At 72.6% G+C, this 22,143-nt stretch carries 21 protein-coding genes; 12 read left to right on the top strand and 9 right to left on the bottom strand.

Annotated features, from left to right (window positions below):
• Window positions 1-69: 69 nt before the first annotated feature.
• A complete protein-coding gene (locus IE99_RS0115700; RefSeq protein ID WP_030170429.1) occupies window positions 70-1,299 on the bottom strand; it encodes an arginine deiminase in 1,230 nt (409 codons plus the stop codon).
• Between the two features lie 66 nt (window positions 1,300-1,365).
• Here IE99_RS0115700 and IE99_RS0115695 point away from each other — a divergent pair, with 66 nt between their 5' ends.
• Window positions 1,366-2,574 carry an MFS transporter gene (locus IE99_RS0115695; protein ID WP_169744437.1) on the top strand — a complete coding sequence of 403 codons (1,209 nt, stop codon included), beginning with the start codon at window positions 1,366-1,368 and terminating at the stop codon, window positions 2,572-2,574.
• 212 nt (window positions 2,575-2,786) lie between these two features.
• Window positions 2,787-3,971 carry an elongation factor Tu gene (gene tuf, locus IE99_RS0115690; RefSeq protein ID WP_030170423.1) on the top strand — a complete coding sequence of 395 codons (1,185 nt, stop codon included), beginning with the start codon at window positions 2,787-2,789 and terminating at the stop codon, window positions 3,969-3,971.
• 51 nt (window positions 3,972-4,022) lie between these two features.
• On the opposite strand, the gene IE99_RS0115685 is transcribed toward tuf, so the two are convergent.
• A complete protein-coding gene (locus IE99_RS0115685) occupies window positions 4,023-6,458 on the bottom strand; it encodes an ABC transporter permease (RefSeq protein ID WP_030170419.1) in 2,436 nt (811 codons plus the stop codon).
• A complete protein-coding gene (locus IE99_RS0115680; RefSeq protein WP_030170417.1) occupies window positions 6,458-7,189 on the bottom strand; it encodes an ABC transporter ATP-binding protein in 732 nt (243 codons plus the stop codon). Before IE99_RS0115680 ends, IE99_RS0115685 begins: the two co-directional genes overlap by 1 nt.
• 98 nt (window positions 7,190-7,287) lie before the next feature.
• Between IE99_RS0115680 and IE99_RS0115675 the strand changes: the two genes are divergently transcribed.
• Entirely contained in the window at window positions 7,288-7,893 is a 606-nt protein-coding gene (locus IE99_RS0115675; protein ID WP_030170414.1) for a response regulator transcription factor, read from the top strand.
• 18 nt (window positions 7,894-7,911) lie between these two features.
• Here the strand turns inward: IE99_RS0115675 and IE99_RS0115670 are convergent, their stop codons facing one another.
• The 3 genes from IE99_RS0115670 to IE99_RS0115660 all read right to left on the bottom strand — a co-directional run bounded on the left by IE99_RS0115670 (window position 7,912) and on the right by IE99_RS0115660 (window position 10,640).
• Window positions 7,912-10,131: a histidine kinase gene (locus IE99_RS0115670; RefSeq protein WP_051712555.1), complete on the bottom strand. Its 2,220-nt coding sequence runs from the start codon at window positions 10,129-10,131 to the stop codon at window positions 7,912-7,914.
• A gap of 93 nt (window positions 10,132-10,224) precedes the next feature.
• On the bottom strand, window positions 10,225-10,353 hold the full coding sequence (locus IE99_RS33420; protein WP_281176545.1) for a hypothetical protein: 129 nt from the start codon (window positions 10,351-10,353) through the stop codon (window positions 10,225-10,227).
• Window positions 10,350-10,640, bottom strand: a complete 291-nt coding sequence (locus tag IE99_RS0115660; protein ID WP_157610334.1) for a hypothetical protein — start codon at window positions 10,638-10,640, stop codon at window positions 10,350-10,352. The genes IE99_RS33420 and IE99_RS0115660 overlap by 4 nt, the downstream gene beginning before the upstream one ends.
• 139 nt (window positions 10,641-10,779) lie before the next feature.
• Between IE99_RS0115660 and IE99_RS33085 the strand changes: the two genes are divergently transcribed.
• The 4 genes from IE99_RS33085 to IE99_RS0115640 all read left to right on the top strand — a co-directional run bounded on the left by IE99_RS33085 (window position 10,780) and on the right by IE99_RS0115640 (window position 13,928).
• Window positions 10,780-11,013: a winged helix-turn-helix domain-containing protein gene (locus IE99_RS33085; protein ID WP_245623219.1), complete on the top strand. Its 234-nt coding sequence runs from the start codon at window positions 10,780-10,782 to the stop codon at window positions 11,011-11,013.
• Window positions 11,014-11,502: 489 nt separating this feature from the next.
• Window positions 11,503-12,390 carry an endonuclease/exonuclease/phosphatase family protein gene (locus tag IE99_RS0115650; protein ID WP_030170403.1) on the top strand — a complete coding sequence of 296 codons (888 nt, stop codon included), beginning with the start codon at window positions 11,503-11,505 and terminating at the stop codon, window positions 12,388-12,390.
• A gap of 217 nt (window positions 12,391-12,607) precedes the next feature.
• Window positions 12,608-13,162 (top strand): GNAT family N-acetyltransferase, encoded by a 555-nt coding sequence (locus IE99_RS0115645; RefSeq protein ID WP_084219522.1) that lies wholly within the window; start codon window positions 12,608-12,610, stop codon window positions 13,160-13,162.
• 28 nt (window positions 13,163-13,190) lie between these two features.
• Window positions 13,191-13,928 carry a hypothetical protein gene (locus IE99_RS0115640; RefSeq protein WP_157610332.1) on the top strand — a complete coding sequence of 246 codons (738 nt, stop codon included), beginning with the start codon at window positions 13,191-13,193 and terminating at the stop codon, window positions 13,926-13,928.
• A gap of 131 nt (window positions 13,929-14,059) precedes the next feature.
• Here IE99_RS0115640 and IE99_RS0115635 read toward each other — a convergent pair whose 3' ends face one another.
• Together IE99_RS0115635 and IE99_RS32415 are read right to left on the bottom strand one after the other, a co-directional pair.
• Complete coding sequence (locus IE99_RS0115635; RefSeq protein WP_051712554.1) at window positions 14,060-15,616, bottom strand: long-chain-fatty-acid--CoA ligase; 1,557 nt, start codon at window positions 15,614-15,616, stop codon at window positions 14,060-14,062.
• Window positions 15,617-15,689: 73 nt separating this feature from the next.
• Entirely contained in the window at window positions 15,690-15,860 is a 171-nt protein-coding gene (locus tag IE99_RS32415) for a hypothetical protein (protein WP_169744436.1), read from the bottom strand.
• A 155-nt stretch (window positions 15,861-16,015) separates the two neighbouring features.
• Between IE99_RS32415 and IE99_RS0115625 the strand changes: the two genes are divergently transcribed.
• The 4 genes from IE99_RS0115625 to IE99_RS0115605 all read left to right on the top strand — a co-directional run bounded on the left by IE99_RS0115625 (window position 16,016) and on the right by IE99_RS0115605 (window position 21,066).
• Window positions 16,016-16,726 carry a response regulator gene (locus IE99_RS0115625; RefSeq protein WP_084219521.1) on the top strand — a complete coding sequence of 237 codons (711 nt, stop codon included), beginning with the start codon at window positions 16,016-16,018 and terminating at the stop codon, window positions 16,724-16,726.
• Window positions 16,723-17,841 (top strand): sensor histidine kinase, encoded by a 1,119-nt coding sequence (locus tag IE99_RS0115620; protein WP_030170388.1) that lies wholly within the window; start codon window positions 16,723-16,725, stop codon window positions 17,839-17,841. Before IE99_RS0115625 ends, IE99_RS0115620 begins: the two co-directional genes overlap by 4 nt.
• A 224-nt stretch (window positions 17,842-18,065) precedes the next feature.
• A complete protein-coding gene (locus tag IE99_RS0115610; RefSeq protein ID WP_030170385.1) occupies window positions 18,066-19,451 on the top strand; it encodes an FG-GAP-like repeat-containing protein in 1,386 nt (461 codons plus the stop codon).
• A 109-nt stretch (window positions 19,452-19,560) separates the two neighbouring features.
• The gene (locus IE99_RS0115605) at window positions 19,561-21,066 is read left to right on the top strand and encodes an FG-GAP and VCBS repeat-containing protein (protein ID WP_157610330.1); all 1,506 of its coding nucleotides are present in this window, start codon (window positions 19,561-19,563) and stop codon (window positions 21,064-21,066) included.
• A gap of 115 nt (window positions 21,067-21,181) precedes the next feature.
• On the opposite strand, the gene IE99_RS0115600 is transcribed toward IE99_RS0115605, so the two are convergent.
• Complete coding sequence (locus IE99_RS0115600) at window positions 21,182-21,550, bottom strand: hypothetical protein (RefSeq protein ID WP_030170378.1); 369 nt, start codon at window positions 21,548-21,550, stop codon at window positions 21,182-21,184.
• 233 nt (window positions 21,551-21,783) lie between these two features.
• On the opposite strand from IE99_RS0115600, the gene IE99_RS29240 reads away from it, so the two are divergent.
• Window positions 21,784-22,119 carry an STAS domain-containing protein gene (locus IE99_RS29240; RefSeq protein ID WP_030170376.1) on the top strand — a complete coding sequence of 112 codons (336 nt, stop codon included), beginning with the start codon at window positions 21,784-21,786 and terminating at the stop codon, window positions 22,117-22,119.
• The last annotated feature ends 24 nt before the right edge of the window (window positions 22,120-22,143 follow it).

Below are 22,143 nucleotides of genomic sequence, written 5' to 3'. Positions count from 1 at the left end.
CCGTCGACACCGCCCGAGCCTCCAACGTCCGAGAATCCCCGGGAGCCCGCTCCCGGGGATTCTCGTTTTTCAGGCCGGCCGCGCCTCCGCGGACGGGTCGTCCCGCAGGATCGGGCACGACATGCAGCGCGGCCCGCCCCGGCCGGACCCCAGCTCGCTGCCGCTGATCCGGATCACCTCGATGCCCGCCGCCTCCAGCTGCGCGTTCGTCTCGATGTTCCGCTCGTACGCGACGGCGAGGCGCGGGGCCACCGCGAGGGTGTTGTTGCCGTCGTCCCACTGCTCGCGCTCCGCGGTGACGGGGTCGAGACCGGTGTCGATGACCTTCAGCCGGTCCAGGCCCATCGCCGCGGCGGCCGCCTCCAGGAACGGGCGCGGCTCCGCCACCCGCAGGTCGCCGCTGTCGGCCGTCACCGTGAACGCCGTCAGCGAGTGCGCGACCGGCGGGTACATCACGACCGTGTCGACATCGACCATCGTGCACACCGTGTCGAGGTGCATGGTCGCCCGCCGCTGCTCGATCGGGACGGCGAGGACCGTGTGCGCGAGCCCCGCCGCGAACACCTTCCGCGCGAGCCGCTCCACCCCGGCCGGGGTCGTCCGCTCGCCCGTGCCGACGGCGATCACCCCGGGGCACAGCAGCAGGACGTCGCCGCCCTCCACGTGCTCCAACTCCGGCGAGTACACCGGTTCCACCCCCGCGAATCGGGGATGGAACGCGTAGATGAGGCCGGTCAGCGCGGACTCGCGGCGCCGCGCCGGCATCGCCAGGCTCGTCACCGCCACCCGGTCCTTGATCCATGTGCTGTTGTCGCGGGTGAACAGCAGGCCGGGCAGCGGGTCGACGATGAAGTCGTGCCGGTCCATCAGCCGGTAGACCAGGCCGTGCCCCGCCTTCAGCTCCTCGTGCGCCAGGCCCGCGATCAGCGTGTGCGCGAGGTCCTCCGAGTCGAGGTCGTGCAGGTACCCCGCGACGATCCGCCGGAGCTGGTCGCCGAACCGCAGGTCGGCGACGGCGTCGGCGATCGCCCGCTCGCGCGCCGCCTCGTACTCCAGCGCGTCCTGCAGCAGCTCCGTCACGTACAGGACCTCGACGCCCCGCGACCGCAGGGCCTCCGCGAACGCGTCGTGCTCCTCCTGCGCCCGGCCCACCCACGGGATCGCGTCGAACAGCAGCTTGTCGCTGTTGCGCGGGGTGAGCCGCTTCAGCTCCGCCGCCGGCCGATGCAGCAGGACGGTCCGCAGCCGGCCGACCTCGCTGGTGACGGCGTGCTCGTGTGTTGCGCTCGTCTCAGCCACCCTCCCGAGTCTAAGCGTCCGATTTCCGAGTGAACCGGCCCGACACTCCTGTGCCACGATGCGAAAGTGATCAGCAGGACGCCCGCCCTCCCGCTCCATCTCACGGCCGCCACGCTGCTGCGGGTGTCGGCAGAGGGCGTCGCGACCGCGCTGGTCCTGACCGTCCAGGCCCGGACGGGCGACGCCGCGGCCGCGGGGTTCCTGCAGACCGCCATGCTGCTGCCCTATGTGGTGAGCGGCCCGGTGATCGGCCACGCCCTGGACCGCTCCCGCCACCCCCGCCGCATGACGCTGGCGCTGGCCGTCGGCTACGCCGCCGCGACGGCCGTCCTGCTCGGGCTGGCGGGCACCGCGCCGCTGGTCCTCGCCCTGCTGGTCGCCGCCGTGATCGGCTGCACCGAACCGGTCGTGGTCGCCCTGACGAGCCTGCTGCCCCGGTTCGTCCCGCCCGACCGGCTGTCCCGCGCCTACGGGCTCGAGGCGTCCAGCTACAACCTCGCCGCCATCGCCGGCCCCGGCCTCGCCGCCGCCCTGGCCGGCGCGGCGGGCGGCCAGTACGCCGGCGCCGTGATCGTGGCCAGCGCCGCCCTGGGCCTGGCCGCCCTGCCGCTCCTCCCCTTCCCGGGGCCGGGGACCGAGCCCGCCGCGAAGGCGGGGGTCGGCTCGGTCCTCGGGGGCGGGCTGGTCGTGCTCGCGCACGGGCGGGTCCTGCGCGCGCTGACCGTCTCGACGACGTTCGCGTGGCTCGGGTACGGCGGGGTCGCGGTCACCACCGTGCTGTTCGCCGAGCACATCGGCGCTCCGCCGAGCGCGGGCGGGCGGCTGATCGCGGCGCTCGCGGCCGGGTCCCTGGCGGGGTCGCTGGCCGCCGGCCGGTGGCTGAAACCCCGGCACGCCGAGCGGGTGCTCGTCGCCGGACTCGTCGCGTTCGGGACGTCCCTCGCCGCACTCGCCCTGACGCCGTCGGTGCCGTGGGCGATGGCGGTGTGCGCGCTCGCCGGGGCCTGCGAGGGCCCCGTGTTCGCGGCGACCCTGATGCTGCGGCAGCGCGAGTCGCCACCGGACCGGCTCGGCCAGGTCAACACCACCGGCGGCAGCCTCAAGATCGGCGCCTCCGCGGTGGGCGCGGCGCTGACCGCCGCGTTCGCGGGATCGATCGGGCCGGTCGGCCTGATCCTGGCCATCGCGGGGTTCCAGCTCACCGGAGCCGCACTGGGCTGGGCGCTCCTGCGCGTCCCGGAAAACCGATCGACTCGGGACGGCCCCGCGACGTAACCTCCCCCCATGTTCTTCGCAGCCGGCACCCTGACGCTCGCGGACCTCGGTCCGCTGAGCGCGGTGCCGGCTGCCTTCTCGGCAGCCGCCGCCGACGGCGCGCGACGCTGACCCCTCTCCGTCCCACCCTTCGGAGAACCAGCGGAGGGGGGTGGTCCGGGCGAGCACGCCCGCGCGGGTTCTCTACGCATCCAGCGGAGAGGCCACCGGAAATGACGAAGCAGCTGTACACGCGCGACAAGCCCCACCTCAACATCGGGACGATGGGGCACGTCGACCACGGCAAGACGACCCTGACCGCCGCGATCACCAAGGTGCTCGCCGACCGGGGCCTCGCGTCCGCCGTGCCGTTCGAGGGCATCGACCGCGCCCCCGAGGAGCGCGACCGCGGCATCACCATCAACATCGCGCACGTCGAGTACGCCACCGAGACCCGCCACTACGCCCACATCGACATGCCGGGCCACGCCGACTTCATCAAGAACATGATCACCGGCGCGGCGCAGGTCGACGGGGCCGTGCTGGTCGTGTCGGCGGTGGACGGCGCGATGCCGCAGACGCGGGAGCACGTCGTCCTCGCCCGTCAGGTCGGCGTCCGCCACCTGGTGGTGGCGCTGAACAAGGCGGACGCGGTCGACGACCCCGAGCTGCTCGACCTCGTCGAGCTCGAGGTGCGGGACCTGCTGTCGGAGTACGGGTTCCCGGGCGACGAGATCCCTGTCGTGCGGGTGTCCGGCCTCCGGGCGCTCGAGGGCGACCCGTACTGGACGGCCCGGATCGGCGAGCTGCTCGACGCGATCGACGCGTACGTGCCCGTCCCGGACCGGTTCCTCGACCGGCCGTTCCTCATGCCGGTGGAGAACGTCCTCACCATCACCGGCCGCGGGACGGTCGTGACGGGCGTCGTCGCGCAGGGCGCGATCCGCGTCGGCGACGCCGTCGAGGTCGTCGGGCTCGGCGAGACCTTCGGGTCCGTCGCGACCGGGCTGGAGACGTTCGGGCAGACGATGGAGCACGCCGAGGCGGGCGACAACACGGCGATGCTGCTGCGCGGCGTCCGCCGTGACCAGATCCGGCGCGGCCAGGTGGTCAGCGCGCCGGGCGCGGTCCGGCCGCACACCCGGTTCCGTGCCCGAGTCCGCGTCCTGACGGCGGAGGAGGGCGGCCGGAGCAGGCCGTTCCACCACGGCTACCGGCCGCAGTTCCACTTCCGCACCACGGACGTGGTCGGCGACATCGCCCTCGCCGGCGAGGGCGACATGGCGATGCCGGGCGACACGGTCGACATGACCGTCGAGCTGGGCAAGCCGGTCGCCATGACCGAGGGGCTCGGCTTCGCGATCCGCGAGGGCGGCCGCACCATCGGCGCCGGCACGGTCACCGACCTGCTCGCCTAGCACCGAGGACGGCCACCGCCACGACCGGCGGTGGCCGTCCGCGGTGTGCGGTCATTCCCCGGTGGTGAGGGTGTCGGCGGGGCGGGGGGCCATGGCCAGGCGGGCGGGAAGGGCCGTGGCCAGGAGGGCGAGCGCGGCGGCGCCCCCGAGGACGGCCAGATGGGTCAGCGGCGGGATGTGGGGCGCTCCGTCCGTCATGCCCTTGCCGAACGCCGTGAGGGTGACGAACGCGATCGCGGTGCCGAGGACGGCGGCGATGAGGACGATCGCCAGGGTCTCCAGGCCGAGCATCCGCATGATCTGGCGGCGGGTGGTGCCGACCAGGCGGAGCAGGGCGAGTTCCCGGGCGCGGTCGGACGTCGCCATCGCCAGGGTGTTCACCACGGCGATCGCCGTGAACGCGATGATCAGCCCCATGGCCACGTAGTTGACCTCGGCGTTCGGGGCCGCCTGCTGCCGCGCGGCGGTGCCCGCGTCCGTCGCGCGCGGCCCGGTGGCCCTCTCCATCTCGCGTAGCGCGGCCGCCGTGCCGGAGACCAGGACGGTGCCACGCGGGTCGTCGACGTGGGCGGCCAGCAGGTCGCGGGCGACGGTGAGGTCGCCGAAGCCGAGACCCCGGCCGTAGACGGCGATGACCTCCAGGTCGGCGGGGGTGCCGTCACCGAGGGTGAGGGCGAGCCGGTCACCGGGACGGACGCCCAGACGGGCGGCGGCGTTCGCGCTGACCGCGATGGTGGACGGGCCGAGATCCTTCAGTGAGCCGGTGCGGACGTCCAGGTCCATGGTGCGGTGCAGGCCGGCGGGCGTGACCCCCTGAACGCTGTGGTTCGCCAGGCCGACGCGGACGGTGCTCCGCACCACCTCGGTCACGGCCGTGATGCCCGGCGTGCGGCGCAGCCCGTCCGCGACGCCGTGCGGGACCTTCGGGCCGAGGACGCGTGCGGCGAGCGTGCCGTCGGCGGCCTCGCGCGTCGCGGCGTGGCCCATCGTGGTCTGGACGAACAGGATCGTGGCGGTCAGGCCCATCATCAGCGTCAGCGGCGTGATCACGGACGCGATGCGGCGTGCGCCGGTGGTGAGATTCGCGGCGGCGAGGTGCCCGGCCACCGGCAGGAGCCGCAGCGGCCGGGCGAGGACGGCGATCGCGGCGCGGGCGATGGCGGGGCCGAGGAGCGCGATGGCGATCGTCCAGGCGAGGGCGGTCAGCATCGTCACGGGGCTGGACGCGGCCTCGGTGTTCAGCGCGGACAGCACGATCGTCAGGACGGCGCCGACCGCGAGCGCCGCGCCCCCCGCGAACGTCCGGGCGACGCCGAGCCGGGCCGGGCGCAGCGCCGCGTCGCCGAGGGCCTCGACGGGGCGGACGCGGGATGTGCGGCGCGCCGAGATCCGGGCGGCGGCGAACGCGGCGGCGAGGGTCGCGGCGATCGCGGCGGCCAAGGGAAACGGGCTGACGACGAGGTCGAGGTTGGGCGGCAGCGCGCCCAGTCCGCGGAACTCGTCGCGGAGCCGGAAGGCGAGCGGGAGCCCGGCGGCGGCGCCGAGCGGACCGGCGACGAGGCCGATGAGCAGCGCCTCGCGTCCGATCATCCGCCGGACCTGGCGCGGCGTGGCCGCGACGGCGCGCAGCAGCGCGATCTCCCGTTCCCGCTGCTGGACGGAGAGCGCGAACGTCCCGGCGACGACGAGGACCGCGACGAGCAGCGCCGTCCCGCCGAGCGCGCCGCCCATGCTGATCAGCTTGATGCGGGACCGTTCGGCGCCGGGGAACTCCGCCCTGCCCCGGTCCTTCCCGGTGTGGACGGTGGCGCCGGTGCCGCGCACCGCGTCCGCGATCGCCTCCGGGTCGCCGGACGCGCCGATGGCGGCGACCATGCCGGGACGCCCGGCCAGGCGCGCCGCCCGCGCGGTGGAGAAGAAGATCGCCGCCTGCGACGGGAGCGACTGCGCCGTCACCCCGACGACCCGGTACACGCCCGGCAGGGCGGACGCGACGTTCACCCGCGAGCCGACCCGGAGACCCGCGTCCCGAGCCGTGGCGGCGTCGATCACGATCTCGTCGTCGGCAGCGGGCGCGCGCCCCTCCCGCAGGGTGAACGGGGTCAGCGCGGCGGACTCCCACCCGTGCCCCCACGACGCGTCCGGCCCGCCGGGGACCTCGGCCGGGAAGACCACGTCGGTGACCACGCGGTGCGCCCCCCGCGCGGCGCGGACCTGGTCGGCCACCGACGCGGGCAGCCAGGCACGCTCGGCGATCGGCTTCGCCTTGTGCTTCACCTTGCCCTTCTTCTTCACCTTCGTCTGGTGGACGGACTGGTCGCCGGTCACCACGACGGGCGCCCCCGCGAACCGTTCGGGCTCGACGGAGCCGCGAAGGCCGGTGTCGAGCAGCACGCCGCACGCGCACACGAGGGCCGCCGCGCACAGCAGCGCGACGAACGCCCCCGCGAAGCCCGCCTTCCGGTGCCGGAGAGTGGCGAGGATCATCACGTCCACGCCCCCAGACGGGTCATGCGGGCGGCGACCCTGTCGCTGGACGGGGCGTCCAGCGAATCCACGATCCGTCCGTCCGCGAGGAACAGCACCGTGTCGGCGTAGGAGGCGGCGACCGGATCGTGCGTGACCATCACGACGGTCTGGCCCAGGCCGTCCACGGTCTCGCGCAGAAGGGTGAGCACGTCGCGGGCCGTCATCGTGTCGAGCGCGCCTGTCGGCTCGTCGCCGAACACGACATCGGGCCGGGTCACCAGGGCGCGGGCTATCGCGACCCTCTGCTGCTGCCCGCCGGAGAGCTCGGCCGGGCGATGCCGTGTCCGCTCCCTCAGGCCGACCCGGTCGATGACACCGTTCAGCCACTTCTTGTCGACCCTCGTCCGGGACAGCCTCATCGGCAGGGTGATGTTCTGCTCGACCGTCAGGGACGGCACCAGGTTGAACGCCTGGAAGACGAAACCGACCCGCTCCCTTCGCAGCTCCGTGAGCCGGGTCTCGTTCATGCCGTCGAGCCTCGTCCCGCCCAGCCGCACCGTGCCGGACGTGGGAGCGTCCAGCCCCGCCGCGCAGTGCAGGAACGTGCTCTTCCCCGATCCGGACGGGCCCATCACGGCCGTGAACCGTCCACGCGGGAGCCCGATCGTCACCTCCCGCAGCGCCGCCACGGCGCCGCTCCCCTTGCCGTAGACCTTGCTGACCGCGTCCAAGCGCACCGCTTCGTCCATGTCTCAAGTGTTCTGACCTGCGTGTTCACGGACCAGAGACGGGATCACCGAGCACCCGTGATCTGGTCATGGGCGCACCCATGAGATAGACATATGAGGTGATCAAGGTGCTTCTCGCGGACGACCACCATGTCGTCCGCGGCGCCCTCGCGGCCCTGCTGTCGCTGGAGCCCGATCTCACCGTCGTCGCCGAGGTGGACCGCGGCGACGAGGTGCTGCCGGCCGCGCGCGCCGCCCGTCCCGATGTCGCCGTCCTCGACGTCGACATGCCCGGCGCCGACGGCCTCACCGCCGCCTCCGCCCTGCACGAGGCCCTCCCCGGCATCGCGACGCTGATCCTCACCGGCCACGGCAAGCCAGGCCACCTGCGCCGCGCCCTGACGGCGCACGTCCGCGGGTTCCTGCTGAAGACCGTCCCGCCGGACGAGCTCGCCGCCGGCATCCGCAGGGTCGCGGCGGGCGAACGCGTCCTCGACCCGCAACTCGCCCTCACCGCCTGGGACCTCGCCGACAACCCCCTCACCCCGCGCGAGACGGACGTCCTACGCCTCGCCGCCGAAGGGGCCGAGGCGCAGGAGATCGCCGCACGCCTGCACCTGTCCGCGGGCACGGTCCGCAACTACCTGACGGCCGTCGTCACCAAGCTCCACGCCCGCAACCGGACCGACGCCGCCCGGATAGCCGAGAAGGCCGGCTGGCTCTGACCGCCTGCGAGAGCACTGTCAGCGGGCCGCGTCCGCCTCGACCGGTACGGCCGCGATCAGACGGAACCCGCCGTGACCGTCGGCCCGCGCGCTGAGCGTTCCGTCGACCGCGGCGAGCCGGGTGGCCAGGTTGCCGATGCCGGAGCCGGGGGGCGTGGGCGGCGCACCCGGATCGAGCCCGTCGTTCTCGACGGTGAGCCGGACGACCCCGCCGTCCCGTTCCGTGACGATGGTGCAGTGCCGGGCCGCACTGTGGCGGAGGACGTTGGTGACCGCCTCCCGCAGCACCGTGCTCAGCAACGCCGAGACCCGCGGTTCGACGGCGCCGTGCCCGGCGTCCGCCTCGACGCTCACCCCCGCCGCCGTGAACACCGAACACGCCGAGCCGATCTCCGCGTCCAGCGACAGCTCGGCGCCGCCGCCGGTGGCGGTCCGCAGGTCCTGCCGGGCGCGCTCCGCCATGCCGACGACCTCCGCGAGCTCCGCCCTCGCCCGGTCCCGATCGACGGCGGCCAGCCTCCGCGCCAGCTCGCACTTGAGCAGGATCGCGGCGAGGCTGTGCCCCAGCAGGTCGTGCAGGTCACGCGCGGCCCGCAGCCTCTCCTGGACGGTCGCCGCGCGGGCGAGTTCCTCCCCCGCCTCCCGCAGGTCCCGGACGAGCCGCGCCAGCCGAACCAGCCCGTACACCACCAGGGCGGAGACCAGCGTCCCGAACACGAGGTTGACGGTGACCGCCGCCCCCTGCCGGAGCAGCCCGGCGCACACCCCCACCCCCGCCATCGTCCCCAGCACCAGCGGAACCGCGACCCGCTGCGGCATGCCCGCGAGGAACGACCCCACCAGGAACCCGGGCACCCCGAGCCAGGACGTCCCGAACACGATGGCGGGGGCGAAGCTCAGCCCGACCTGAGCCACCGGCACCCATGCCCGGACACGCCCACCCCGCATCCTCATCCCGAGCCGCCCCGCCCACCGGCCACCGCCCGGCCGCACACCGGTCACCTCGTCACCGGCCCGGCCCGGCCAGCGGAGGCGCAGAGCGCCCGTCGCGAGCAGGGCGGCCGTGATCGCGGGCCCTTGCCAGCCCCAGGGGACGCTGAGCAGCGCCTTCACCATGAAGCCCGCCAAGACCGCCGCCAGCAGCGCGACCGTCATACGGTAGGCACCCGGATCCGGCACGGGGACGCGACGGTCCCCTGCCCGCAGGGTCGCGTCGACCGTGAAGCGCCCGTCGTCGCGGAGTTCCGTGGTGAGCGTGCCGCCGGCCGCGCGGAGCCGTTCGGCCGCGTCGAGCATCCCCTCCTCTCCGCGCGCCGCCGTCCGGACACCGTCGTTGACGACGCGCAGCCGTACCGCGCCCTTGCTCTCCGACGTCTCGATGACGCAGTGCCGCGCCGTGCCCTCCCGCACGACGCCGGTGACCGCTTCGCGCAGGACGGTCGCCAGCAGTGCCCCCGCCGGTCCCAGGGGCTCGAGGTGACCGGTGCGAACGTCCGCGTCGACGCCCGCCGCGCCGAGCATGGCCCGCGCCGCCGACATCTCCGGGGCCAGCGACATGCTCCGGAAGTCCGCCGCCGCGGCCCGCGCGTCGTTCAGGGACCGCCGCGCCGCGTCCAGGACCTCGCCGATGTCCTCCGGACGGTCCAGTGCCCGGCGGCTGCCCTCCGAGATCGTGGTCAGTCCGTGCCCGAGGCCCTCGTTCAGCTCGGCGGTGATCCGCAGCCGCTCCCGGGCGACCGCCGCCATCGTGAGCGGAAGCCGCGCCGCCGCCGCGTCGTCCACCCGGGCGGTGAGCTTCACCAGCCCGTAAAGCATCAGGACGAGCAGGACCGTCGTGATCGTCGCGTCCGCGGCCGCGCCGTCCCGCCACGCCTCGATGACGGCGGCGCTCGCGACCACGGCGACCGTGAGGGGCCACGCGCCCGCCAGCAGCAGCGACGCGCCGACGAAGCCGAGCATCGCCACCGACGTCCCGAAAGCGAGGACGCCCGTGTACGCGCAGGCCGCCTGGAGGACCGTCCCGAGCACGCGCTGCCGACCGGCCACTCCGGGCGCCAACCATGCGAGCTGCAGCACGAGGACACCGGTCACCAGCGCGACCGACAATGCGACGCCGGCCAGGCCATGGGCGCGTGAAGGCGCGGCCAGCGCGTACACGCCCGCGAACGCTCCCATCACCAGGCCGACGATCAGCCGCGCCCGCGACGGGGCGGTGGCCTCCTCGACCGCCTCCGGCAAGACGCCCCTCCGTTCCCCCGGCGCCTCCTCGACACTCCGGACGATTGTGCACCACCCCGGATCGAGCCGGACGTACAGCCGCGGCGGGAACGCTCAGAACCGGGTGCGGTGCCGCCCGACGTACCGGGGTCGGCGTCCCACCGTGAACGCCGCCGCGGACGCCGCGGACGCCGCGGTCAGCAGCGCGACCGCGCCGATCGACGTCGTGACGAGCGCGATCACGGCGCCACCTCCGGCCCGGCGCTCAGCAGCGCCTTCACGGTGGTCACGGCGTCCGGGATGTGATCGGCCTCGGCGAGGGGGCGCCGCTGCCCGACCCAGAACCACGTCCGCCCCGCGTCATCCTGGCGCGGCTCCGCCGTCAGGACGACGCCCGGGTGCAGCGAGCAGCACCCGGCCGCCCGCGGGTTCTCGACGTGCAGCCCGTCCGGCGTCATCCAGGCCCGCATCCCGTGCGCACGCAGAACGGTCCCCAGCGCGTCCAAGCGCGCCTTAGAGTCAGGAAGCATGGGTCGTTCGCCCTCCTACGGCGTTCGGCTCAGGTCCGTCCGGCGTTGCACCGCCGGGCGGACCACATGGGCCAAGTCTTGCATATGCGTGCACAGGTGTGCATCTGAACGACTAGGTTGCCATGGGTACCGTCGTTCCGTGAGCATCGATCTTGAAGGGGCCGACCCGCTCAAGGTTCAGGTGGCCGACGCGGTCGCCGCGCAGATCGCGTCCGGCGAAATCCCACCCGGGCGTCGCATCCCGTCCGCCTCACAGCTCGCCGACATTTACGGCGTCAGCCAGCGGACGGCGGCCGAAGCGGTCCGCATCCTCAAGGAGCGCGGACTGGTCCGCGGTGTCCCCGGCCGCGGCGTGTTCGTCCTCCCCGCCTGAACACGCGGGGCCGCCCGGACAGCGGTCGTCCTGGCCGACGCGCTCCGCGAGCTTTCCCAACGTGGACTTGTCGTCACCACTCAGGGGCGAGGGACGTTCGTGGTCACACCCCCGAACGCCGACACGGACGACCATGGGCGAGCCTGACGGCGGAAGCGGCGCCGCACACTTCTGACCGAGCCCTTCGCGTGGGTGTACGCGCTGCGGGAGCCGGACGCCGCCGACGCGTGATCAGATCACTGGGTGGCGTCCGGCCACGGTCACGTTCGGCTCCATGAGCGCCCCGCAGGAGTCGGCTGCGCTCAGCCTGCCGTCGCGGACGACGACTTAGGCCGGTGTGGTTTGGTGATGGGCTGATCTGGAGGCGGTGCGGGGCCGAAATTCGCGTAACGTGGATGACCGCGTGGTCGCGAACCGGTGGCGAACGCGATCTTGATGTGGTGGGATTCCACGTAACCCCGCTGATCCACCCCCTTTCCTGGAGTCCGTGTGCGAGCCCCCCGCGCCCTGATCCCCCTGCTCTCCGTCTGCGCCGCCGCCGCCGTGGTCACCGCCGCCGGCGCCGGCGCCGCCATCGAGGGCCTGTCCGGTGGCGGACCCGCCCTCGCCGACTCCGCGAGCGAGGCGTCCACCGTCACGGTCAACGCGATGACCTGGAACGTCTGCGGTGACGCCGAGCCGGGCTGCCCTCTCGGCGCGCGGCCCGCCGAGCTCACCCGGCAGATCGCGCAGCAGATGCGGGCCACCGAGGTCGGCGGCCGCAGGGTCCGGACGGACGCCGTGTTCCTCCAGCGGGTGTGCTCCGGTCACGTGGACGGCCTCAAGAAGATCGACCCGTTCGGCACCTGGAGCTGGGCCTTCGCGCCCGCGCCGAAGGGCCGCGCCTGTGCGAACGGGCAGGGCAGGCTGGGCGTCGCGGTCGGCACCAGGGCGGCGCTCACGGACGTCCGGCAGGTCGCGCTCCCCTCACCCGCCGGCGCCGGACGCGTCGCGGTGTGCGGTGAGGTCGCGTCCTGGAGCGCCCGGGTGTGCGCGACGCAGTTCAGCGCCGAGGACGGCGAGTGGCGCGGCAGGCAGGCGCGCGCGCTCGCGAATCTCGCCGGGTCCGCGGTCCGCGTCGTCGTGGGCGGAGACCTCGCCGAACGCCCGGAGAGCCCGGTCCTCGACCCGCTCTACGCCGCCTATGACGAGTGCGACCAGGGGCCCGGCGGCGCCCGCACCGGCGAGAAGACCCGGCAGGACTGGCGCGGCCAGGACGTCGAGAAGAACGACTACCTGTTCATCTCGAAGTCGGCCGGCGTGTCGTGCGCGGTGCCGGACGCGCCCGTCCGCGCGTCCGACCACCGCCCGCTCTCAGCCGTCATCCGTTTCCACTGACGCCGCCCGTCGCGATCGCGGAGCGACGCCCGGTCGAGCTTCCATGAATCCCTCGCGCAGTCGGCGGCCGACAATGGTCATCGACCATGTCGGGCGATCACTACGGATTCACTGGTCTGACATATCTCGCCATGACCGATTTCGGCCAGGGCGTCATTCTTGATCCTTTCTTGCTGAACCTAGGCGGGCGGTAGCGCTGCACTGTACCATTCGCAAGATGATTCCTCGGCATCAGGACTTCCTTTACTCAACGGGCCAAGTGATGATCCGCAGGCTGACAGCGGATGACGAGGAAGAGTTCATCAAGTCGGCCGTCGAGAGCATTGCATTCCATCGTCCATGGGTGGTGGTTCCACGTTCATCAGACAGCTTCTACCGCTATATGGACAGATTTAAGAACTCGGACGATGAGGCCATAGCGGTGTGCGCGGGAGACGGCGACCCCATCGTCGGGTTCATCAATTTGACAGCGGTCGTCCGCGGTCCCTACCAGCGAGCCGTCGTAGGTTATTGGGTTTTTTCCAAGTTCTCCCGGATGGGATACATGACCCGAGCCTTCCCCTTGGTCTATAAGTTCGCTTTTCAGGACCTGGGCCTGCATCGGCTGGAAGCAGACATCCAGCCCGGGAACACGAGGTCACTACGACTGGCGAAGCGGGTCGGGTTCCGGAGGGAAGGTTACTCGCCGAACTTCATCAAAATTGGCGGAGACTGGCGGGATCACGTACGCCTTGCCATCACGAGCGAGATGGCGGACAAGTTCCTGCAGTGAAGCGCACGGACCGTCGAGTGAGCGCAGCATGGGTGGTTACATGCCCTCGATCCCTAAAGAGGACCCTGATTTCGGAACCACCAGAGTCATACGCAGATCAAGGCTTTTTTTCGGCGCGCCGATCGTTGTGATCGTAATGATCTCGATCAACCTGCTGTGGGAGGTGATCCGCGCTAATACCGACTCCCCGAGCCCCAGCGACTGGCCGTACCGCTTCAGCATCCTCAATGCGTCAACGACCGCCACGATACTGACGATCTTCGTCGGCCTCTTCATGGGGCGCCTGCAGTGGGCGCGGTCCTTACGGCCCGTCACGGGCAGCGCCGTTGACGACGAAGGATCCTCTTTCGACCCGCGGAGCGAAATCTGGCGCTTCTGGCTGTACAACGCCGGACCGGGGATCGCCGTCATCGATGACCTCAGCTTTTATGTGCGGTTCGCCGATCAGCCCATTGGCGAGAACGTCCAGCACTGGGTCCCCCTACCGGTGGTGAACGATCAATTTGGATCTCGCGGCCTCAGGGACGGCGTGGACTACTTCATTCGGTGGTACAGCAAGGGAGCCCCGTTTCCGGTGGTGAAATCGCCGGCCGAAGGCATCAAGGCGGCCTGGTTCACCGTGGACGCGCTGCTGCAGATCAAGACCTTCGACGTCCGGCTGAGGTACACGGACAGTCTTGGGGATTCGTACGAGAAACTCATACCGGTGATGCACAGGCTGCCTAGCGTGGCATTGACGGCGATCGCCCGAAAGAAGGGGAACTGACACGCCTTCCGCCCCTGCGATCTGCGCGGTGCTCGGCTCTCCGGCACGATCGAGCCCCGGCTCACGGTGATCCGGCACCGTCGACGGGATCGACGGATGCCGGATCACCACGGGCTTTCCATGCGTGGCGCCTAGTGAACGGCTCGGTCCTGGCCCTCCCAGTAGGGGGCGCGGAGTTCGCGCTTGAGGATCTTGCCGGTGGGGTTGCGGGGGATCGCGTCGACGATGTCGACCGACGTCGGGCACTTGAAGTGCGCGAGGTGGTCGCGGCAGTAGGCGATGATGTCCGCCTCCGACGCCTCCTCGGAGAGGACGACGACGGCCTTCGGGGTCTCGCCCCACTTCTCGTGGGGGACGCCGATGACCGCGCAGTCCGTCACGGCCGGGTGCGCCATGACGACGTTCTCGACCTCCGCCGGGTAGATGTTCTCCCCGCCGGAGATGATCATGTCCTTGACGCGGTCGTGGATGAAGAGGTAGCCGTCCTCGTCGAGGTAGCCGGCGTCGCCCGTCCGGAACCAGCCGCCGTCGAGGAGCGCGGACGCGGTGGCGTCCGGCATCTCCCAGTAGCCCTTCATGTTCTGCGGGGTGCGGCACAGGATCTCGCCGACCTTCCCCGGCGGCTGCTCCTCGCCGGTCCCCGGGTCGACGATCTTGAGGGTGGTGGCCGGGTTGGGGATGCCCGCGCTGCGCAGCCGGTGCGCGTTGGGGCCGTCCGGGTCGTGGTCCTCGACCGGCAGCATCGTGATCGCGCCGGTCGTCTCGGTCAGGCCGTAGACCTGCATGAACCCGGTGTTCGGCAGCATCCGCATCGCGCCGCGCAGGACGTCCTCGCTGATCGGGGACGCGCCGTACAGCAGCACCTTCAGGCTCGACAGGTCGCACTCGGCGACCTCCGGGATGAGCTGCATGAACTGCAGCAGCACCGGGACGAGGAAGATGTGCGTGACCTTGTGCTCCTCGATCGCCTTCGCGATCAGGGTGGGGTCGGGCTCGCGGCTGATGACGCCCGTGATGCCGTCGAAGATCGTGCAGACGGTGAGGGCGTTGCCCGCGACGTGGTACATCGGCATCGCGACCATCAGCACGGTCGAGTCGTCGATGCCCCACAGGTCGTTCGTGAGCGGGAGGACCGCGTTGAAGTTGTCGTGGGTCAGCATCACGCCCTTGGGCAGGCCCGTGGTGCCGGACGAGTACAGCTGGACGAACACGTCCGACGTCTCGGTCTTGACGGCCGGGGGCGTGGGGTCGGCCTCGTCCATCCACGCGGTGTAGTCGCGGTAGGAGTGGCCGGAGCCGCCGATGACGATCGGGTGGGTGGTGTGCTCCAGCCGGTCGGCGATCGCGTCCAGCACGGGCACGAAGTCGGGGCCGACGATGAAGACCTTCGCGCGCGCGTTGTTGACGATGTAGGCGACCTCGTCGGGGGCGAGGCGGTAGTTCACCGGGACCTGGACGGCGCCGATGCGGGCGGCGCCGAACAGCTGCTCGGCGTATTCGAGGGAGTTCTTGTCGAGGATCGCGACCCGGTCGCCCTGGCCGATGCCCGCGGCCGCCAGGGCCGCGGCGGCCCGGTCGACTCGCCGGTCGAAGTCCGCGTACGTGGTGCGAGTGTCGCCCGCGATGAACGCGAGGCGGTCGGGGTGCAGCTCGGCGCGTTCGCGCAGTACTTCGGTCAAGCCCGGCACATCAGGTCCTTTCGCCATTGAGCACCTGGTCCAGGCATAATGCGGGCCCCGCACGGCTTGCGGCAAGAGGTTCCTATCGAGATTTGGTCATCTTGGAGACCGCGGTCACGGCGAGGACGACGACGACGGCGACGAACCCGATGAAGAGGAAGGTCTTCATCATCGACAGGATCGCGCCGACGACGGTCATGGCCAGCCACACGGCGAGGACGACGCCGACGATGGTGAGGATCGTTCTGCTCATGCCCCAACCGTATGCGGCGCCCCGGAGCACGTCATCACCCTCCGGGACGACCCCGACCCTGAACTCCAGGGGGACCCGACCCTGAGGCCCCCCGGACTTCTTACGGTGCGGTGACGCGGGGCGCGATCCGCCTGGCACCGCCGTAGCGTGGAGGGGTGATCCCTGAACAGGCGGGGCGGGTCCTCGTGGTGGACGACGATCCGACGGTCGCGGAGGTCGTCGCCCGGTACCTGGCCCGTGACGGCCACGAGGTCGAATGCGTCGCGGACGGCCCGGCGGCACTGCGCAGCGCCGCCGAACGGCCGCCCGACCTCGTCGTCCTCGACCTCATGCTGCCCGGCGTCGACGGGCTGGAGGTGTGCCGGCGGCTGCGCGCGACGTCGCCCGTCCCGATCGTCATGCTGACCGCGCTCGGCGCGGAGACCGACCGGCTCGCCGGGCTGGAGACCGGCGCCGACGACTACGTGACCAAGCCGTTCAGCCCGCGCGAGCTGGCACTGCGCGTCCGGTCGGTGCTGCGGCGGTCGCGCGGCGCGCTCGTCCCGGTGGTCGCGGCGGCGCCGCTCCGCGACGGCGACCTGGTCGTGGACGTCGCGGCGCACGAGGCGTCCCTGCGGGGGGAACTGCTCTCGCTGACCGTCCGGGAGTTCGACCTGCTGGCGTTCCTGCTGCGCCATCCGCGCCGCGCCTTCACCCGGGACGAACTGCTCGCACAGGTCTGGGACTGGACGTTCGGCGACTCGTCCACCGTCACGGTGCACGTGCGCCGGCTGCGGGAGAAGATCGAGGACGACCCGGCCGCGCCGCGCCGCCTGGTGACGGTGTGGGGGGTCGGATACCGCTACGAGCCCCGGGACGGCGCATGATCCCGTTCGAGGACCTGCTGTGGGTCGGGTACTACGCGGCGCTGGCTGCGCTGGTCGTGGCGGGCCTCGGGCTCGGCGTCCTGCACGTCCTGCGGGGGCGGTCGGTGGCGACGCAGCTGGTCGTGGTGGGCGCGGCGACGGTCCTCGCGACGATCTCCGGCATCGTGGTGATCTCCCTGATGATGATCCTCAACGACCATGACCGGACGGTCGTGCTCGCGGTCGTGACGGCCGCCGGGCTGGTCGCGATGGCGGTGTCGGTGCTGCTCGGGCGCCGGCTCGTCGCCGCGAACCGGGTGCTGGTGGAGGCCGTGCGGGCGGACCGGTTCCGGCCGCCCGCGGTGCGGCTGCCCGCCGAGCTGGCGGAGCTGTCCCGGGAGCTGGACGCCGCGTACGGGCGGCTCGCCGCGGCCCACGAGCGCGAGCAGGCGCTGGAGGCGAGCCGCCGGGAGCTCGTCGCGTGGGTCAGCCACGATCTGCGCACGCCGCTCGCCGGGCTCCGCGCGATGGCGGAGGCCCTGGAGGACGAGGTGGTCGCGGACGCGGGGACCGTCCACCGCTACCACGCGCGGATCCGCGTCGAGACGGAGCGGCTGACCGAGATGGTGGACGACCTGTTCGAGCTGTCGCGGATCCACGCGGGCGCGCTTCGGCTGTCGCGGCGCCGGGTCGCGCTGGCGGAGCTCGTCGAGGAGGCCGTGGCGGGGACGGAGGCGCTGGCCCGCGCGAAGGGCGTCCGGCTGCGCGGGGACGTGGCGGAGGGGCCGCCCGTCCGGGTCGACACGGGGGAGCTGGGGCGGGCGCTCCGCAACCTGGTGGTGAACGCGATCCGGCACACGCCGGGTGACGGCACGGTCCAGATCGTCGGCGAGGTGGGGCCGGACGAGGCGCGGGTGACGGTCTCCGACGCGTGCGGCGGCATCCCGGCGGACGATCTGCCGCGCGTGTTCGAGGTCGCGTTCCGGGGGGAGGCGGCCCGGACGCCGGGCGGCGGCGCGGGGCTGGGGCTCGCGATCGCGCGCGGCATCGTGGAGGCCCACGCCGGGCGCATCAGCGTCGCGAACGAGGGGCCGGGCTGCCGCTTCGAGGTGCGCCTGCCGCTCACCGGCGTCTAGCACACTGACCTGCGGATTCGCGCTGTGATCAGGGACTCATCGGTGATCTGGATCATCACCGCGGCGGTGGCCGCCGTCACGTCCGGGCCGGTCTCACCGCGCTGATCAGGAACGATGGCCGCGCACCGGCCCTGATGTGGGACGCGTCACGCCCCATAAGCGAATACTTACGCGGCGTAGCGTGCCGACATCTATTGGACGCCATGTGAACAGGATGGTGGACGGTGCGTTCCAGGATCGCCGGCGCGACGGCGCTGAGCACGGCGATGATCTGCGGCCTCACCCTCATGACGGCGGCCCCCGCCGCCGCGAAGGCCCCCGCCCGGCCCTACGACTTCAACGGGGACGGCCGGCGCGACATCGCGATCGGCAGCCCGGACGGCACGGCCGGCGGCAGGCGCGCCGCCGGCTTCGTCAGCGTCGCGCTCGGCACGGCGAAAGGCTTCGCCCGCCCGAAGGTGATCGGTCAGGCCGGATCGGCCGTGCCCGGCTCCGCCGAGACCGGGGACCGGTTCGGCGCCGCGCTGGCGTCCGCCGACTTCAACCGCGACGGGTACGCCGACCTGGCCGTCGGCGCGCCCGGCGAGAACCAGGGTGCGGGCATCGTCACGATCCTGTGGGGCTCCCCGTCGGGGCTCGGCAGGGCGAGCACGCGCGGCGAGGGCTCCGCGGCGGGCGTCCGGCACCGGTTCGGCCAGTCGCTCGCGGCGGGCGACGTCCAGGGCGACGGCGCGCCCGAGCTGTTCGTGTCCGTGCCCGGCACCGACCGCTTCACCTGGATCTCCTTCACCGGGAAGGGCGGCTCCCAGAAGGTCACCGGACGGTACGTCGACGGCACGTGGCTGGCGACCGGCGACGTGAACGGCGACGGGCGCGGCGACGTCGTCTCGGCCTGGTACGACACGAACGGGCCCGAGGTGAACCGCCGCCGCGGGTTCACGGTCTTCCTCGGCGGCGCGGACGGCCGCCTCACGAAGTCGACGACCGTGTACGCGCCCGTGCACGCGCTCGCCGTCGCCGACTACGACGGCGACCGCAGGGCGGACGTCGCGGTCGGCGACACGTTCGACCGGCCGTCGACCGGGGGCCGGGTCACCGTCCACCGCGGCTCCTGGCTCGGCGTCGGCAGCCCGTACGCCATCGACCAGCGGACGTCCGGCGTCCCCGGCCTCGGTGTCAACGAGGACGACTTCGGCGCCTCGCTCGCGGTCGGCGACGCCAACGGCGACGGACGCGCCGACCTCGCCGTGGGCGCCCCGAAGGCCGACGTCGGCTCGGCGCCCGACGCGGGCCGCGCCTACGTGCTGTTCGGCTCGGCGTCCGGGCTGACCGGACGCGGCGCCCGCGCCGTGTCGCAGAACTCCGGGGGCGTCCCCGGCGGGGCGGAGGACTACGACCTGTTCGGCCACGCCGTGTCCCTCCTCGACCACAACGGCGACGGACGCGCCGACCTCGGCATCGGCGCGCCGGGAGAGAACGGCGACAGCGGGTCCGTGACCGTCGTGCGGGGCTCCTCGGCGGGGCTGTCGTCGCAGGCGTCCGGATACACGCCCGGCTCGTTCGGGGCCAGGACGGGCGGCGCCCGTCTCGGTGCGGTCATCGGCGGCTGACGAGACAACCGAAAACGAGATCAAATCGGGGTAAACCGGAAGCGGGGCACGGGAGTCACCTCTGTAACGCGCGCCAGTCCAAGCGCGCGCTTCCCGGAGGTCTCACCCCTTGCGCACTCGTCTTCTCGCGCGCGCCGTGGCCACCGCCACGGCCGCCGCACTCGGCGGACTCGGCCTCGCGGCCGTCACCGCCGCCCCCGCGTCCGCCGCCACCCCGGCCAAGCCCTACGACTTCAACGGCGACGGCTACGTCGACCTCGCCGTCGGCAGCCCGCACGGCAAGGTCGGCGGCCGGGGCGGCGCCGGTTTCGTCACCGTCACCTACGGCCGCTCGGCCGGGCTCAACACCGCCAAGCGGCAGGTCATCCACCAGAACACCACGGGCGTCGGCGGCACCGCCGAGTCCGGCGACCACTTCGGCTACGCCGTCGCGTCCGCCGACTTCGACTCCGACGGCTTCGCCGACCTCGCCGTCAGCGCCCCCGACGAGGATTCCGGCTCCGCCACCAACGTCGGCGCGCTGACCATCTTCTGGGGCATGTCCTCGGGCCTGTCCACCTACGCGACCACCGACGCGTTCGAGAGCGGCCTGCCGAACGGCGCCCGCGCCGGGACGAGCCTCGCCGCCGGTAACTTCAACGGCCTGGAGAACGCCGACCTCGCCTACACCGGCGCCGCCGGCTGGGGCTGGTTCGCGTTCGACCCCAGCATCTCCTCGCAGTCCGCCAAGGCCGCCCGGATCGGCGGCACGCGCGCCTTCGTCCACCAGCGGCTGCCCCTGCCGGGCGGGCGCGCGGACGTGCGCGCCGCCGCGGCCCCCTCCGTGCAGGCCAAGGTCCGCCCGGGGTACTCGGTCACCAAGGCGCACCCCGACCTGGTCCTCACCTGGTACGACCCGGAAGCAGCCGCCGGTGAGCAGAACTGGGTCGTGCTGACCCAGCCGACCAACGAGGGCCGGTCGCTCAACTCGCGTACCTCCATCAAGACGCCGGCCGTGGGCGGCGCCGCCGTCGGCGACTTCAACGGCGACGGCTACGGCGACCTCGCGGTCGGCCGTCCGGGCGACGCCGGGCACACCGGCGGCGAGATCGGCCTCTACAAGGGCACCGCCGAAGGCTTCGAGACGACCGGCACCGTCCTGAACACCGCGACGGCCGGCGTGCCGGGCACCCCGGCGACCGGCGACCGGTTCGGCGCCGACCTGTCCGCCGCGGACGTCGACAAGGACGGCCGTGCCGACCTCGCGATCGGCGCGCCCGGCACCAAGGTCGGCTCCGCCACCACCGCGGGCGGCCTGTTCCTGCTGCTCGGCTCCGCGTCCGGCATCACAGGCAGCGGCGCGCAGTGGCTGTCGCAGGACACCGAGGGCGTCCCCGGCGGCGCCGAGAAGAACGACAAGTTCGGCTACCAGGTGGCGCTGCTCGACCTGACCCGGGACGGCTACAGCGACCTGGTCGTCGGCGGCCCCGGCGAGAACGCGGACGAGGGCTCGCTGACCGTCCTGCGCGGCCGCTCGACGGGCGTCCGGCCGGTGACCGGCGCCGTCACGTACGGCCCCGGCACCTGGAAGGTGTACGGGATCGGCGCGACCCTCGGCCTCGTCGTGGGCGACTGACCCGCTCCACGACCGGCCAGGGCGATCTGCTTCGGCGGGCGCGGCACCTCGATCGGGGGATGCCGCGCCCGTCGGCGTTCGCGGCGTCTCCGGCTCCCGGCGTCTTCGGAAGCGTTCAGGCTTCCAGGGCCTCGAAGACGAGACGGAACGTCGGGCACGGCCAGCGGGACATGCAGGCGCGGCAGCGGAGGATCGGGCTGCCTGGATCGCTCGTGATGCCGCCCGCCTCCTGCGGCCGGTGCAGATCGACCAGCCGGACGCCGAGCTCGGCGAACACGATGACCTCGTCGCGCGCCTCCGACAGGAACGCGAGGTCCTCCCGGGTGAGGTTCGCCTTGACCGGGACGAGCCCGTCGCGGTTCACGAGACGGGACAGGTAGCGCGTGGACGACCCCCAGGACGTGGACTTCGCGGAGCGCGAGCGGATGCTCTCCAGGCGCTCGCGCAGCCGCGCCTCCCTCGGGTCGGGCGTTCGGTCGTTCACCTCTTGCGCACCCCCATGCACAGACGTTCGACCGGCGGCCGTGCGTCCGCCCGTCGCACCCGCCCAGCTTTCCGCACTTCGCCCCCGCGCGCGGGGGAACGAGGGGAATGGACGCCCCCATGGGGTGCTCACGGCGTGTGGCGTTCCCGACACGTACATGTGTCGCACGATCGCGCCACACGGGTCTCGGTGAACTTCTGGCCCATCGGCCGTTCCCGGGATAGTGTTCCGTCGTGGAGCTAAACGTCTCGACCGCGTCTCAAGATGGTAACGCCGTCGTCACGGCGACGGGCGAGCTCGACCTGTACACCGCGCCGCGGCTGCAGGCGGCCCTCGCCGGCCTGCTGCGCGAGCAGATCGACCGCATCGTGGTCGACCTCAGCGGCGTCGAGTTCTGCGACTCGACCGGCATGAACGTCCTGCTGGCCGCCCTCAAGCGGCTCAAGGAGCGGGGCGGATCGCTCGAACTCGCCGCGCCGCGGCCGGCCGTGAAGCGGATCCTGCAGGTCACCGGGCTCGACACCGTGTTCACCGTGTGCGAGGCCGCGCCCGCCCTGGACGCCATCTAGTCCGAACAGTCGACAGGCGGGCCC

The sequence above is a fragment of the Spirillospora albida genome (assembly GCF_000718255.1).
In the GTDB taxonomy this organism is placed as follows: domain Bacteria; phylum Actinomycetota; class Actinomycetes; order Streptosporangiales; family Streptosporangiaceae; genus Spirillospora; species Spirillospora albida.
Note: the sequence above shows the minus strand (reverse complement) of the source record. Positions and strands in the feature narration are given on the sequence as shown.